Source organism: Eudoraea chungangensis, assembly GCF_029360665.1.
GTDB classification, from domain to species: domain Bacteria; phylum Bacteroidota; class Bacteroidia; order Flavobacteriales; family Flavobacteriaceae; genus Eudoraea; species Eudoraea chungangensis.
The window spans coordinates 142087-157039 of record NZ_JARDUB010000003.1 but is presented as its reverse complement, the minus strand read 5'-3'; the positions used below and the strand labels follow the sequence as shown (position 1 = coordinate 157039).

At 40.0% G+C, this 14953-nt stretch carries 10 protein-coding genes; 6 read left to right on the top strand and 4 right to left on the bottom strand.

Annotated features, from left to right (window positions below):
• Window positions 1-190 precede the first annotated feature (190 nt).
• From PXG98_RS07535 to PXG98_RS07510, 6 genes are read left to right on the top strand one after another with little or no spacing between them, the layout of a single operon-like run.
• A complete protein-coding gene (locus tag PXG98_RS07535; RefSeq protein ID WP_276390034.1) occupies window positions 191-1234 on the top strand; it encodes a sugar phosphate isomerase/epimerase family protein in 1044 nt (347 codons plus the stop codon).
• 24 nt (window positions 1235-1258) lie between these two features.
• Window positions 1259-2419 (top strand): Gfo/Idh/MocA family protein, encoded by a 1161-nt coding sequence (locus PXG98_RS07530; protein ID WP_276390033.1) that lies wholly within the window; start codon window positions 1259-1261, stop codon window positions 2417-2419.
• A 17-nt stretch (window positions 2420-2436) separates the two neighbouring features.
• Window positions 2437-3552: a zinc-dependent alcohol dehydrogenase gene (locus PXG98_RS07525; protein ID WP_276390031.1), complete on the top strand. Its 1116-nt coding sequence runs from the start codon at window positions 2437-2439 to the stop codon at window positions 3550-3552.
• Window positions 3549-4583 carry an NAD-dependent epimerase/dehydratase family protein gene (locus PXG98_RS07520; RefSeq protein ID WP_276390029.1) on the top strand — a complete coding sequence of 345 codons (1035 nt, stop codon included), beginning with the start codon at window positions 3549-3551 and terminating at the stop codon, window positions 4581-4583. Before PXG98_RS07525 ends, PXG98_RS07520 begins: the two co-directional genes overlap by 4 nt.
• Window positions 4580-5554: a Gfo/Idh/MocA family protein gene (locus PXG98_RS07515; RefSeq protein WP_276390026.1), complete on the top strand. Its 975-nt coding sequence runs from the start codon at window positions 4580-4582 to the stop codon at window positions 5552-5554. The genes PXG98_RS07520 and PXG98_RS07515 overlap by 4 nt, the downstream gene beginning before the upstream one ends.
• A gap of 12 nt (window positions 5555-5566) precedes the next feature.
• Window positions 5567-8737 carry a PVC-type heme-binding CxxCH protein gene (locus PXG98_RS07510; protein WP_276390025.1) on the top strand — a complete coding sequence of 1057 codons (3171 nt, stop codon included), beginning with the start codon at window positions 5567-5569 and terminating at the stop codon, window positions 8735-8737.
• Between the two features lie 43 nt (window positions 8738-8780).
• Here PXG98_RS07510 and PXG98_RS07505 read toward each other — a convergent pair whose 3' ends face one another.
• The 4 genes from PXG98_RS07505 to PXG98_RS07490 are packed head-to-tail and all read right to left on the bottom strand — an operon-like array spanning window position 8781 to window position 14786.
• A complete protein-coding gene (locus PXG98_RS07505; protein WP_276390024.1) occupies window positions 8781-9110 on the bottom strand; it encodes an L-rhamnose mutarotase in 330 nt (109 codons plus the stop codon).
• A gap of 12 nt (window positions 9111-9122) precedes the next feature.
• On the bottom strand, window positions 9123-11651 hold the full coding sequence (locus PXG98_RS07500; protein WP_276390022.1) for a DUF7133 domain-containing protein: 2529 nt from the start codon (window positions 11649-11651) through the stop codon (window positions 9123-9125).
• 54 nt (window positions 11652-11705) lie between these two features.
• Window positions 11706-13043 (bottom strand): GntP family permease, encoded by a 1338-nt coding sequence (locus tag PXG98_RS07495; protein ID WP_276390020.1) that lies wholly within the window; start codon window positions 13041-13043, stop codon window positions 11706-11708.
• A gap of 12 nt (window positions 13044-13055) precedes the next feature.
• Window positions 13056-14786: an IlvD/Edd family dehydratase gene (locus PXG98_RS07490; RefSeq protein ID WP_276390018.1), complete on the bottom strand. Its 1731-nt coding sequence runs from the start codon at window positions 14784-14786 to the stop codon at window positions 13056-13058.
• Between the last annotated feature and the right edge of the window lie 167 nt (window positions 14787-14953).

Below are 14953 nucleotides of genomic sequence, written 5' to 3'. Positions count from 1 at the left end.
ATTCATAAGTTTAATGTCTTTTTTCCTAAAATCATAATTAATTTGTAACATACATAACTAATTGCTTATAAAGTCTACATTTTTTTACAGAGTTGTTAAATAGTTACTATCTTCCTTTTTTTTATTTTTAGGTAGTGAAAAGTAGAAATTACTGAACATAAATTTGATTTTAACACTTAAATAGTAAACCATGCCAGAAAACAACTATCCCAAATTACACAATGCTTCTTGGCCCGGTGTAGTAGGAAAAGGGCCCGATTCAGAACCTCCCATTCCCTTAGATACTTTATTAGATTTAACTGCCAATGCAGAGGTGGATGGAAAGCGTTTTGACGGTATAGATTTATTTCTTTTTGATCCGCATATGAGTATTGATGCTTCCGAAGATGAGATAAAGATAATGGTAGATAAGGCAGCTTCAAGAAATCTGGAAATAGGTAGTTTGGTTGCTCCTGTCTGGGAGCCAACGGGAGGTGGATCTGCGATGGGTACAAAAGCGGAGAGAGATCGTTTTCTTACCCAGGTTAAAAAGTCTTGTAGAATAGGAAAAAGACTTAGAGATTTAGGCATTAGACCCAACGGGATTGTACGAATAGATTCTTCCGTTAATCCGGAATCCTGGGCAAAGGATCCTGTTGCCAACACTAAGCTAATAGCCGAGACTTTTCGAGAAGCTTGCGATATTGCCGCAGATTTTGGAGAATCCTTGGCTGCAGAAGGTGAAATTTGCTGGGGAGGTATGCATGGATGGAAATCCATGATAAATACTTTGGAAGCAGTAGATAGACCTAATATTGGTTTTCAGGCAGATATGGCCCATACTTTACTATACCTTTTAGGTTACAATAAGCCTGATGAGCGTATTCTTCCGACTAACTTTGAATGGAGTGATCGCGAGGTTTTAAAAGAGGGTTTAAAGACATTAACTGCAGCACTGAGACCTTGGACTATTGATTTTCATGTTGCACAGAATGACGGTACAGTCTTTGGTGCCGGATCACACGACAAAACCGGTAGACATTGCCTGGCATCGGATCCAAATGGAAAACTCAATATTGCAGAAGATGCGGGCTACTGGCTCAGGGACGAAAATGGCGAAATAACCAAGAAATTTAAACATATATGTTGGGACGGATGTATGTTCCCAAATGAGGTGATGCTAAAACCACAGACTTGGAATGATATTCTGGCTGAAATGATCAAAGTACGTCAACTGCATGGGTGGTATGCGTAAATTATTATTAATTAAATTGTAAATATGACGTCAAAAAAAATTATCAATATCGGCATGGTCGGCTATGGATTTATGGGACGAACACATACTAATGCCTATAAACGTGTAGGAGACTTTTTTCCCGAATTGAAATACAAGCCTGTACTTAAGGCTATCTGTGCAAGAAATAAAGAAAGACTTACTGCTTTTGCAGAACAATGGGGATACGAATCTGTGGAAACGGATTGGAGAAAGTTGATTCAAAGAGATGATATTGATGCAATTGATATTTGTACTCCCAATAATATGCACGCCGAAATTGCCATAGCAGCCGCCAAGGCTGGTAAAATGGTTTTGTGTGAAAAACCCTTAGCCAGATCTGTGGCTGAAGCCCAACCGATGGTAGACGCAATTGGAGGTTCTGGTGTGGCCAATACCGTTTATTATAATTACCGAAGAATACCTGCGGTAACCCTAGCCAAGCAATTAATTGATGCAGGAAAACTAGGAAAGATATTCCACTACAGGGCTAACTTCCTTCAGGATTGGACTATAAGTCCGGAACTGCCTCAGGGGGGTGAAGGATTGTGGCGTCTGGATAATGCTGCTGCCGGATCTGGGGTAACAGGAGATCTCCTTGCACATTGCATAGATACTGCCATGTGGCTAAATGGGGGGATAAAGGACGTTTCAGCGGTAACAGAAACCTTTATAAAAGAAAGGGTACATACGGGAACCGGAGAAAAGCAGAAAGTGGAAATAGACGATGCTTGTCTTTTCCATTGCCATTTTGAAAATGGTTCTCTTGGCTTATTTGAATCTACCCGCTATGCCAGAGGACATAAGGCGCTTTACACCTTTGAAATTAATGGCGAACACGCTTCCATTAAATGGAATTTACACGATTTAAGTCGTTTGGAGTATTTTGACCACAGAGACGAATCTATAGAGAGAGGATGGCGTTCCATTCATGTTACAGACGGGGATCAACCTTATATGGACAAGTGGTGGGTCCCGGGCTTATCTATAGGATATGAACACAGCTTTGTACATCAGGTAGCAGATTTCTTAAAGTGTTTGGAAGATGGAACCACCTGCCACCCAAATTTTAATGATGCGCAACAGACACAAAAAGTATGCGAAGCAGTTTTAAACTCCGCCAAGACTAAGTCTTGGCAAAAGACAGGGGTAAAATGGACCAACTAAAAATAACTAAAACCTAAATGGCTGAAGAAATAAAAGGATTTTGTCTTCACGGAAATCAACGAATATACCCCAATTCAGGGGAGGAAGTTACCAGCAATACATCGGTAGTTTCTATGGATTTTCCTGCTCTAAAAGAAGGAGAAATATTAGCAAAAACACTTTACACTGGAATTTGTGGCTCTGATAATAGCGCTTCACTGGGGAAACCTAATTTTGATTGGGTAAAACGACCAAGAATTATTGGACATGAGTTTAGCGCAGAAGTACTGGAGTTGGGACCCGGAGAGCATGGCGATCTAAAGGTAGGAGATATTTTTACGCCTTTGGCAATGTTGGGTTGCAGGGAAGAAGACTGTCCGGCTTGCAGCGTTGCAAAATGGAATCTTTGCAGTGAGAAACAGATTATAGGCTTCCACAGAAATGGAGGTTTTGGACAAAATGTTGTTTTAGAATCTGATAGAGTCGTTCGCTTAATGAAAGGTCTTTCCCCAGAAGAGGGTGCCTTAGTAGAACCACTTTCTATCATTACCAACGCCCTATACAGTAAGTGTGATATTAAACCCGGACAGGATGTTGTGGTAAGTGGTTGTGGAATTATTGGTTTGATGTCGGCAGAGGTTGCGCGCGCTTCAGGGGCAAGAGTACTCGTTACCGGGATTGCTCATGATAGAGATATTCGCTTAAAAAAAGCAAGGGAAAGAGGCTTTATGACCATAGAAGTCTCGTTGGAAAATTCTTTAACAGATCAATTGGCAAAAGGTATTAAGGATAGTAAGGGGTTATTATTTGGCGAAAAAGGGAAAGTTGATCTTTTAATTGAATGTTCTGGCGTACCCCAGGTTTTAACAGAGGCAATTGATATAGTAAAACCAGAGGGAGATATCTGTGTAATAGCGACTTACCCTAAGGAGGTATCTATAAATGCAACGCATTTAACCAGAACTTCTTTGAATATCAAAGGTTCTATGGGATCTTGCAGAAAAGACTATATGGCAGCACAGAAGTTGATGCTTACAGGAAGTTTCCCCTCCAAGGAGTATATAGATTTGTACGATTTCAAAGATATCACCAAGGCTTTTGAAGATTCTATCAAAGCACAAAATGTAAAAGCAGTAGTAAAAATGAATCCATGAATAAACAAAAAAGGCATACGATTTTTATTACAGGTGGAACGGGCTGCATTGGTGCGGTAACTATTTATAACCTTTTGAAAGATAAAGAAGTAAGTAAAATTGTTGTGGCAGCAAGATCTAATCAAAAGGATTTATTAGCATTATGGTTGGGGGAAGAATTAGATAGTCGATTAGAATTTGTTAAACTTGATATCTCAGATTTTGACAAAATTCCTGACTTATTAAATACGGTAAATCCAACCCATATAATTCACTTAGGCGCTTACCAAAGTCCGGATTGCTCCAAGCACCATATTCGCGGTATGGACATTAATACTGGTGGGACAATGGCTCTCTTGGATGCAGCTCAGAATTTACCGGAATTGAAAAGATTTGTTTTTGCAAGTTCTGCTGCTGTATATGGGATGAGAGCTATGTATCCTCAAGATATTATAAGTGAAGAAGTAGTTCTTGCTCCTCCCAATCATTATGGAATTTGGAAGCTTGCCGGGGAACATTTGGCTCGATTATTCTATGATAATACAAAGGTTCCGACCATTTGTTTACGACTCAATACGACCTATGGTAAAGGTCGAGAGAAAGGCAAGACATCCGCTCCTACTAACGCCTTGAAAGCTATTGCTATTGGTGCCACTAATGACGAAATAATTCCTTTTGAAATGCCCTATCAAGGCAAAGAGAATTATCATTTTGTGGAAGATGTAGGCGCACAATTCGCTGCCTGTACCTTACAAACTTTTAAGGGTTATCAATGTTTTAATATCAAAGGGAAAACCATCGAAATTCAAGAATTTCTAAATCTGGCCACGGCAGAAGCGAAAAGGTTGGGAATGGGAAAGTATGCAGACCTCTCCGTTGGAAAAGGAGTAGCTGAAAATTTATTTGTGTCCGACTTAGATCATACAAAGATTGATACAACATTTAATAATCTCCCTTTAACGGATATATCTGAAGGAATTCGCAGTACTTTAAAAGATTTTATGGCACTTGCCAAGGAAGGTAGTTTAATCTTTTCAAAAGAAAGTTCATGAAACAAATTGGAGTTGGATTTATAGGTGCAGGGGATATTGCAAACTTGCACGCCAAGGCTATAAAAGAACTACCATCGGCTAAACTGGTTGGTCTTTGGAATAGGACGAAAACAAAAGGTTTACAAAAGGCAAACGAATACCAATGTAACTTTTATGACTCGGTAGATGAGCTATTGGCAGATAGTAATATAGATGCAGTCTTTATCCTTACTAATATGGAGACCCATTGCGAGTATACATTGATGGCAGCAGCTGCCGGAAAGGATATCTTAGTTGAAAAACCGGCAGCATCTTCCATAGTAGAACTGCAAAAGATGCAAGAAGCTGTTAATAAGGCTAAGGTCAAATGCATGCCTGTTCATAATTATATTTATGAGCCAGGCGTTTATCGTATCAAAAAGATGATAGAGAACGGCGATCTGGGGGAGATTGCTTCGTTTTATATGATGTATAATATTCATCATGCCGACGAAGTCAGGGCGAGATATCCCGGCGTTGTCCGACAAATTTTAACACATCATAGCTATACCATGTTATATCTCGCGGGAAAACCAAAAGTCATATCTTGTTTAACGCACACGGTAGACCCAAGTTTGGCGCCTCAGGAAAATGTGGCTATGGCTATCCTTAAAATGGAAAACGGAACACTGAGCCATCTCTCAACAAGTTTTGCAAACGACGATCAGGCAGGGGAACCATGGACATGTATAATAAAGGTTTTGGGGACGAAAGGTAGTGCCAGATATAGCTACAGAGATTGGGTGATTCATAAGCCTAATGGCCCGCACTCCCAAACCTTTTATAGCTACCCCGAATCTATCAAAAATACTACCATACATTTTATAGAAAATGTTATCGGAAAGGACCAAGCACCTCTTTCCACGATTGAAGATGCTATAAGCTGCCAAAAAATCATTGAAGCCTGTGAATATTCTGTAGAGAATGGAGTACATGTTTCTTTTAAATCCTAATTCACAAACGAAATGAGTTTATTTAAACGCTGTATTAATTTGGGAAGCCTGATAGGCTTTCTTTTTGTTCTTTTTATTTCCTGTACAGAAAAAACCGATTCCCTGTCTATAAAAAAGGAAAGTCGAATCGTACTGTTAGGGAATAATCTTGGATCTCGAATGATGAATTATGGATATTTTGAAACAGAAATGCAACTGCGTTATCCAGACAATTCCTTATTTATTAGAAATATTTGCGATGGAGGTAATACGCCTGGTTTCAGACCTCACTCTTCTAGAAACGAACCTTGGGCTTTTCCAGGAGCAGAAGAGTTTCAAACCGAATTGGCACAAAACTCTGGCAGTATAGGCCATTTTGATAGTGAAGATAGTTGGTTATCTAGACTTAAGCCTGATGTAATTATAGCTTTTTTTGGTTATAATGAGTCCTTCAACGGCCCTGAAGGATTAGACTCTTATAAGGCCGAATTAACAGCCTTTATCAGGCATACAAAAGAGAAAAAATACAATGGTATTTCTTCTCCACAATTGGCTATTATTTCTCCTATAGCCTTTGAAGATTTATCTAGCTTAATGGATCTGCCAAATGGCATAGAAGAAAATAAAAACCTCACACTCTACAGCAAGGCAATGGAAGAAATTGCAAAGAAGGAAGAGGTGTTATTTGTTGATGCCTTTGCTATCAGTACCAAATGGTACGAGGAAAGCGACTCTCCTTTAACAGCAGATGGATTTCAATTAAACGATAGTGGTTACCAGAAGTTTGCAACCTATTTGGCCGATGCTGTTTTTGGAAAAAAAGAGAAAATGGAGCTGGCAAATTATACCATGGTTCAGGAGGCAGTCTTAGAAAAAAACTGGATGTGGCATAATGATATTAAGATTCCCAATGGTGTACACGCGTACGGAAGGCGATTTGACCCATTTGGTCCGGATAACTATCCTGATGAGGTGGTAAAGATTAGAGAAATGACCGCCATACGGGATACGGCCATATGGGATGCAGTTCATGGCAAGTTAAAAGACTTGGCTGTGGCAGATGCCAATACCCGAATTCTTCCGAAGGTAAAAACGAATTATAATCCAGCAAATAATAATGGAAGTCCGGAATATCTATATGGAGAAGAAGCGCTTTCTAAAATTGAAGTAGCACCACATTATAAATTGGAATTGTTTGCCTCGGAGGTAGAGTTTCCGGATTTAGCAAACCCTACCCAGCTATCTTTTGACAATCTTGGCCGCCTATGGGTGGGAGTGATGCCAAGTTATCCACATTATAAGCCAGGCGATAGCAAACCCAACGACAAACTTCTTATTTTGGAAGATACAGACCTAGACGGCAAGGCCGATAAGCAAACAATATTTGCTGAAGGTCTTCATCTGACCATAGGATTTGAGTTTGCTCCTGAAGGTGTTTATGTTTCTCAGGGAACCAATTTAGTCTTGTTAAAAGATACAGATGGCGACGATAAAGCGGATAGTAAAGAGATTATTCTCAGCGGTTTTGATGACCATGACACGCATCATGCTATAAGTGCTTTTACCGCAGATCCATCTGGTGCCTTATACATGGCAGAAGGAGTCTTTTTACATACTAATGTAGAAACCGCTTATGGACCAGTTCGGGCTACCAATGGAGGCTTTTATCGCTATAGCCCGCAAAGACATCATTTAGAAAGAACAGCCCAGCTTCCTATACCGAATCCATGGGGGATTGCCTTTGACGATTGGGGGCAACCATTTTTCGCCCATACCTCAGGTCCGGATATTACCTGGATGACCCCTGGAACGATTAAGCCGCGATATGGGCAAGCGTCACCATTGCCAGATAATATAATTGAAGAAGAACACAGAGTACGACCAACTTCGGGATTAGAGTTTATTTCAAGCAGGCATTTTCCCGACGATGTGCAGGGAGACTTAATTGTAAATAACACGATTGGATTTTTAGGAACCAAGCAGCATATAGTTTTAGATGACCCCTCTACCGCTGGCTACTTAAGCGAACATAGAGTTGATTTAATAAAAGGAAGTGATCCCAATTTTCGTCCTGTGGACATGGAATTTGCTCCTGATGGATCTTTGTATATTATAGACTGGCACAACGTATTAATTGGCCATATGCAACACAACGCCAGAGACCCATTAAGAGATCATGTTCATGGAAGAGTTTACAGGATGACTTACCCTTCAAGACCTTTAGTAAAACCAGCTAAGATCGTAGATGCCAGTATCGAAGACCTGTTAGAGAACCTTAAACTACCTGAGTATAGAACCAGATATAGAACCAAACGAGAGTTAAGGGCCAGAAATGCAGATGAAGTTATGACTAAATTGAATATTTGGATCGAGGATTTAGATAAAAATAGTCCGGATTATGAGCATCAATTATTGGAAGCCCTATGGGTCAGTTGGGGATTAAATAGAATAAATCAGCAGCTATTAGAACAGCTCTTGGTTGCTAAGGACTACAGAGCCAGAGCTGCTGCAGTAAAAGTTTTGAGATATGGAGGACATCAAATAGACAATCAGCAAGAACTCCTTCTACAGGCAGCATTAGATACTAGTCCCAGGGTGCGATTAGAGGCTTTTGTAGCAGCCTCGTGGCTGCCAAAGGACCAAGGAGTTGCTATTGTGGAGAAGGCAGCTGAAGCCCCTTTGGATAAATGGATGGAGAAGCCACATGAGGCAGCCTTAGCTCATTTAAATGGACATAATGTGGGACAAGATCCCAATACCAATATGACGAAAACGGACCTGAAGGGAGAAGCTTTAGAGTTATTTGTTAAAGGGGAAGAGATTTACAGAAGGGAAGGTTTTTGTGTTACTTGCCATCAAACGGATGGATTGGGTCTTAGCGCCTCTCAATTTCCTCCTTTGGCAGGGGTTACGTGGGTCACTGGCAATGAGGAACGACTTATAAAACTAACCTTAAATGGAATTATGGGGCCTATCGATGTAAAAGGTAAAACGTATCCGGGACAGGTACCTATGACCCCTTTCGGTGGGATGTTAAACGATGAGGAAGTAGCTTCAGTATTAACTTTTGTGCGAAATGCATTTGGTAACAAGGCCAATTATATAAGTCCAGAAAAAGTTAAAGAAGTCAGAGATGCTATCAAAGACAAAGAAGGGTTTTATTCGGCACAAGAACTACTAACTGAACATCCGTTAGAAGAATAGGAAGTACTTCTGTTATAGGTATGAGACTAAAGGATCCTATAACTCAATGTTCAAAAATTTTTTCCATTAGAACCCACTTTTCACCTGGCTTGGCAAATGGGAGCGCTTGTTGGAATTTCCACATTAAAATCTCCCATTCTTGGACTTTGGCGTTATCCGCGTCTAGATTAGCTTTTTTATCAAAAGAAAAGTCATCACTTACTTCAATAATCATGAACAACCTATTCTCTATTCGATAAATCTCCATATGCTCTATTCCCGAAGTAGTTAAGCTTTCTAATACCTCAGGCCAGACTTCTCTATGGTAGCGATCATAAGCCTCAATAAGTTTGGGGTCTTCTTTTAAATCTAATGCTAAACAATGTTTCTTCATGTGTTGATTTATTTAAAGCTTATAATCAAAAATAACGGTATCCAATTCCTCAGCCTTCCATGGTGTTATTTTTCCTTGTGTTCGAAAACGAATCCTACCCACTATACTAGATTTTAAGGATTCTCCAGAATTACCCCAACTATTTCTTATATAGGTGGCGATAGCAGCGATATCTTCATTCTGCAAGGTAGAAAAGGAGGGCATACTAGGCAGAATATCGGGTATACCATACTCTTTTCCATTTACTCTTATTGGGCCTTCCATGCCGTGTAATAAAATCATGGCTAGTTTTTCTTTTTCTTTAATAACCCATTCAGATTGTTTTAATGGCGGTGCAAATCGAGGCATTCCTTCTCCCTTGGTTCCATGACAATTGGCACATAAATTTAAGTATTTCTGTCTGCCGGCCGCCATAATTGTTGGGTCTACCTCTATTACCTCATTTTGCTTCAATTTTTCTACTGCGGGCTTGCCAGGCCAATTAAAAAGTGTTTGTAGCTTATCAAAGCTTTCTAGCTGAGTAATGCTATGATTATTATTTGCTACAAAGATTTTCGGCTTTTGGCTCAATTCAATTTGCGTATCTTCTCGCAGCGCAACACTATTTAGAATTCCCTGAATTATAGCATTAGAAACCCAAATATCTTCCTGTTTAGAAGTATTCGCCAGATCTAACAGAAAAATTACTTCCTCCTCTGAAGCTTTAACCGCAATAGCTGAGCTTAAAAGTTCTAGAAAAATTTCCTGATTTTGAGTATAAGACTTCCAATTCTCATTAGCTCTTAGAGCTTTAAAAAAAGTAAGTTCTCTATCTTGAAGACTACTCATTACCGCATCTCTGGCCAATGGGTCACCACTATGAATTTCTAAGAAAGACGTACAGATTTCAAAAGCCAACTTCTCACTTAGTTGATTGGATATTAATACCATTTGCAATTGCAAAGCCGGGTCTGAATTACTAAAGTCTTTACGAACATAAGCCTCTAATTCATCGGTTGTCTGGTGTTCTCTAAGCAAAATATTGCTGTAAATTCTCAAGGCTGCCTGCTTTACCTTACTATCTTCTGAATGCAATGCCATAAGGTATAGGTCCGGATCTTTATACTCCAGGCCCTCCAGTGTCCATAAGGCGTGCAATTGCCCCAAGGGGTTATCACTTTTTAAAAGAGTACTTAGTTGGGGTAATATTTCTAAATCTTGTCTTTCTACTAATAGTCGCTGGGCCATATCTCTGGTCCATCCATCGGGACTTCCAAGATAGCTAACCAATTCAGAGGGTTGTATTTTACCTAGGTCGATTGGTTCCTTTTTTGGTGTCCCTGGTTTGGTAATTTTCCAAATGCGACCCATATGTATTGGCTTATCCAAATTGCGCTTTAGACTTACCTCTTTTAAATACTCGGTCATATATGGGGCATGTTGAATAATACCCTTATACATGTCTACAACATAGAGGGCACCATCGGGACCTGAGGAGAGCGAAATTGGCCTAAATCTTTCGTCTGAGGAGGCCAGAAATTCTTTCTTTTCGTAGGCCGCCTGGGCTTCCAGAATAAAGCCATTTTCAATAATATGATTTCTTTTAATTAAGTTACCAGTTGGCTCGCATATAAAAGCATCTCCCAAATATGTCTCCGATAAAAGATCTCCTCTGTATACTAATGGTCCACAGGCCGAAGCAAATTCAAGAAGTTTACCATCTTTGTCTAGCGTGCCAGGCACATAACCTCTGTTAACTGCTGTATTACTTCTGATGGGATAAATTCTCCTATCCAGGGTAAGCCCGTGATCTATACCGTTATTTGATTTGTGGTGAAGATTTCTCTGCATGGTATTCGGAGGAACCAAGTCTGCATGTAGTTGGGACCAATTATAATTATAATGCAATCTGCCCGCATTGTCATGGCAAATTCCCCATTGTCCACGAAACTCGGTCGGTTCTGATATCCACTCCCCATTTTTCCATCGATATCGAGTTTCCGATTTGGCATTGTAGTACCAATTATCCATTCCTCTCCAAAGGCCATTTCCTGAGTGTTCCGGAACACCTAATCCGCCATAAGTAGAATCAATAAGGATCTTCGTATCTGCAATAAAATCGCCATTCGAATCTTTGGCATACCACAGAGGCATATTTTCAGCAACTAGGGCCCCTCCATTGACCACGGCGATAGCTCTGGGGAGAATTAGACTATCCATAAATATTTGGGCAGAATCCATTTGTCCATCAAGGTTATTGTCGAAAAGAACCTTAATTCTTCCAATACGATCTTTCTCACCAGAGCCTTCAATGTCTTGCATAAAGCCCAACATCTCTACAACCCATAACCTTCCTGCCTCATCAAAAGAGATGGCAACGGGATCTTCAATTAATGGTTCTGATGCGACTAATTGAATCTCCAAACTAGTATCTTCTAAAACAAAGCTTTTTAAAGCATCTGACGGACTTAAAGGCGGGGAAGGATTTTTTTGACAACTAATTGCCATACAGACAACCGTTATGCCTATTCCCTTAAAGAGCAACTTTATTCTCCTATACATAGCTTTCTAAAATACAAAATAATCCTCGTTATCACCTTATTTTAAAAAGATAATCTAAAGAATAAAGGAGGCAATATATACCAAAAATGCAGCAAATGTTCCAACAACAAAAGTCCCAAGGGTATATACCTTATAACCTGTCTTCACATCAATTCCTGCAAATTGTGTCAATATCCAAAAGCCACTGTCGTTAGCGTGAGAAACAACCATGGCTCCTGCACCAATTGCTGCCACTACCAATGCCTTGTCAATTTCTGTGGCAAAACCCATGGAAATAAGTAAAGGTGCGATAATGGAGGCTGTAGTAATAAGCGCTACAGTGGACGAGCCTTGTGCGGTTTTTATGGCAGCACAAAGAAAAAATGGAAGCCAAATACCCAAATTGGCGGTAGAAAGAGAATCTGCCAAAGTATCGGCAATGCCACTATTTTGAAGGATAGTTCCGAAGATTCCTCCCGCGCCGGTTATTAGAATAATATTGGAAGCATCTGTAAGCGATTTTCCTACCCAACCTGTGGTGGATAGAATGGTCTTATCCCATTTCCGTGGCAATAAAAAGGCAAGAAGCATTCCAATAGTAAGTGCAATAACTGGAGTTCCAATAAAAGACACGGCTGAAGCCCAGGCAGTAGTGGCCTGTTCTTCGGTCAATTTAAATTCAATGAGCGACTTGCCAACGATGAGAAGAATAGGGACTAAAATGGGTAAGAACGATTTAAAGGCAGTTGGGGCCTGTTTTATCTTTTCCTGAATTTCATCTTCGGATATATCAGGATTTGGATCTATATAGTGTTTGGATCCCATTTTTTTACAATATACTACCGCTACAATAAGAGATAGCAAGCCAATGACTAAGCCCACTAACATTACCAATCCAACATCAGCGCCAATGATTCCAGCGGCGGCAATAGGTCCCGGAGTAGGGGGTACCAAGACATGGGTAATCATTAAACCAAGAATTAAAGCAGTGGCGGTTCCCACAATGGAGAGCCCCGCGCGTTTAGATAGACTTTTATTTAAGGGGTTTAGAATAATAAATCCACTATCTGCAAATACGGGTATAGAAACTACAAATCCCACCAAGCCCATGGCTTCATGTACTCTTTTTCTTCCAATAATTTTTAGGATAATTTCTGCCAGCTTATAAGCTCCCCCAGAATGTTCAAGAAAAGCACCAATAATTACCCCAAGAACAATTACCACCCCAATTTTTCCCAAAGTAATTCCAAAACCATCGTTTATAGATTTTATAATAGTATCTAAAGGCATACTGGAGCAAAGTCCAAAAAAGAGAGCAGCCCCTAATAAGGCCAGAAAAGGATGAACATTTAATTTGGCAGTGAGAACTACGATGATAGCAACACTTAAGAGTAATAAAACAATGGTTAACATAAAATTGGATATTTAATGAGCATCTCTGGAGACATCAGATCCTGAATTTCCTACCAGAAAATCAAAATCAGCGCCCAGATGCGCCTGTTGTACGGTTTTTGTATATAAGTTGGTATAGCCCCTGTTATAAAGGTTCTTTGGTGGTATCCAAGCAGCTTTTCTTTTTTCTAATTCTTCGGAAGACACTTCTAGATGTAATTTTCTATTAGGGACGTCCAGAGAGATAATGTCACCAGATTCAACTAAGCCCAATACACCTCCGATGGAAGATTCAGGGGACACGTGTAAAATTACTGTTCCAAAGGCGGTACCACTCATTCTACCATCAGATATTCTTACCATGTCCTTAATCCCCTTTTTAAGAATTTTTTCCGGAAGATCTACATTCCCAACTTCGGGCATACCTGGGTATCCAACAGGGCCCACCCCTTTTAAAACAATTATGCTATTTTCATCAATTTCTAAATCGGGTCTGTCTATGTTTGCATGGCAGTCTTCAATAGTTTCAAAAACCACTGCGGTTCCTCTATGAGTCATTAGCTCAGGACTAGCCGCTGAAGGTTTAATTACGGCACCGTTTTCACATAAATTCCCGTATAGAACGGCTATGCCTGCTTCTTCAATAAAAGGTTTGTCTAAAGGTGCTATAACCTCTGAATTATAGCACTCTGCATGCTGATTGTTGTCTCCAATAGCCTTGCCATTAACTGTAATGGCATCGTTGTGCAGGTGTTCTTTCATTTCCCTGATAACAACTGGTAAGCCTCCTGCATCAAAGAAATCTTCCATCAAAAACTTTCCTGAAGGCATTAAATTTACTAAAAGCGGGATTTTACTTCCTAAAGTATCAAATTCTTTTAGGTTTAAGGGTACTCCAATTCTTCCTGCAATTGCCTGAAGATGTATAATGAAATTGGTAGACCCACCAATGGCAGCATTAATTTTTATGGCATTTTCAAAGGCCTCTTTAGTGAGAACTTTAGATAGTTTTAAATCTTCTCTCACCATTTCTACGATTCTCCTTCCAGATAACTGAGCCATTACTTTTTTCCTGGAATCCACAGCCGGAATGGCCGCTGCCCCGGGAAGTGTTAGTCCCAAAGATTCTACCATACAAGCCATGGTAGAAGCGGTACCCATGGTCATGCAGTGCCCGGCACTTCTGGCCGAACATATTTCCGCTTCAATTTGATCTTCTTCCGTAAAACCTTCAGTTTTAATTTTATCTTTTAAGGACCATACGAAAGTACCAGATCCAATCCTTTCTCCTTTATATTTACCATTAAGCATTGGACCCCCAGGAACAACAATGGTGGGTAAGTTTACACTGCAGGCACCCATTACCGTAGAGGGCGTTGTTTTGTCACAACCGGTTAAGAGAACAACCCCGTCTAAAGGGTTGGCTCTAATACATTCTTCTGTATCCATACTTGCCAGATTTCTAAAGAGCATGGCCGTAGGGCGCATTAAAATTTCGCCCATACTGGTAACTGGAAATTCGAAAGGAACCCCTCCGGCTTCCAGAACTCCCCGCTTAACAAACTCAGCAAACTCCCTTAAATGCCCATTGCAGGGGGTAAGCTCAGACCATGTGTTGCAAATTCCAATAACCGGTCGCCCTTGAAAATAGTCATTAGGATAACCCTGATTACGTAACCATGACCTATGAATAAAGGCTGTTTTAGGGTCTTCGGGATTAAACCAGTCTTCACTTCTTAGTTTTTTAGAATTCTCTTTTTTCATTTTAAAGTTTGCGTTAGGTTGTGGTTGTTATAATACAAGATATGAATTGGAAATCAAGTTATCATCTTTAAAGGAGGAAACAAAATGGAACCAGAGTTAATTTGTGAAAGGCGTTTTTTTTTACAATTTGGTGTTGGCTATAAAATACTTTTGTTACTTTTAAAACA

Coding starts and splice junctions, on each gene's coding strand:
- PXG98_RS07535 (WP_276390034.1), top strand. CDS start 191: ATGCCAGAAAACAACTATCCCAAATTACACAATGCTTCTTGGCCCGGT.
- PXG98_RS07530 (WP_276390033.1), top strand. CDS start 1,259: ATGACGTCAAAAAAAATTATCAATATCGGCATGGTCGGCTATGGATTT.
- PXG98_RS07525 (WP_276390031.1), top strand. CDS start 2,437: ATGGCTGAAGAAATAAAAGGATTTTGTCTTCACGGAAATCAACGAATA.
- PXG98_RS07520 (WP_276390029.1), top strand. CDS start 3,549: ATGAATAAACAAAAAAGGCATACGATTTTTATTACAGGTGGAACGGGC.
- PXG98_RS07515 (WP_276390026.1), top strand. CDS start 4,580: ATGAAACAAATTGGAGTTGGATTTATAGGTGCAGGGGATATTGCAAAC.
- PXG98_RS07510 (WP_276390025.1), top strand. CDS start 5,567: ATGAGTTTATTTAAACGCTGTATTAATTTGGGAAGCCTGATAGGCTTT.
- PXG98_RS07505 (WP_276390024.1), bottom strand. CDS start 9,110: ATGAAGAAACATTGTTTAGCATTAGATTTAAAAGAAGACCCCAAACTT.
- PXG98_RS07500 (WP_276390022.1), bottom strand. CDS start 11,651: ATGTATAGGAGAATAAAGTTGCTCTTTAAGGGAATAGGCATAACGGTT.
- PXG98_RS07495 (WP_276390020.1), bottom strand. CDS start 13,043: ATGTTAACCATTGTTTTATTACTCTTAAGTGTTGCTATCATCGTAGTT.
- PXG98_RS07490 (WP_276390018.1), bottom strand. CDS start 14,786: ATGAAAAAAGAGAATTCTAAAAAACTAAGAAGTGAAGACTGGTTTAAT.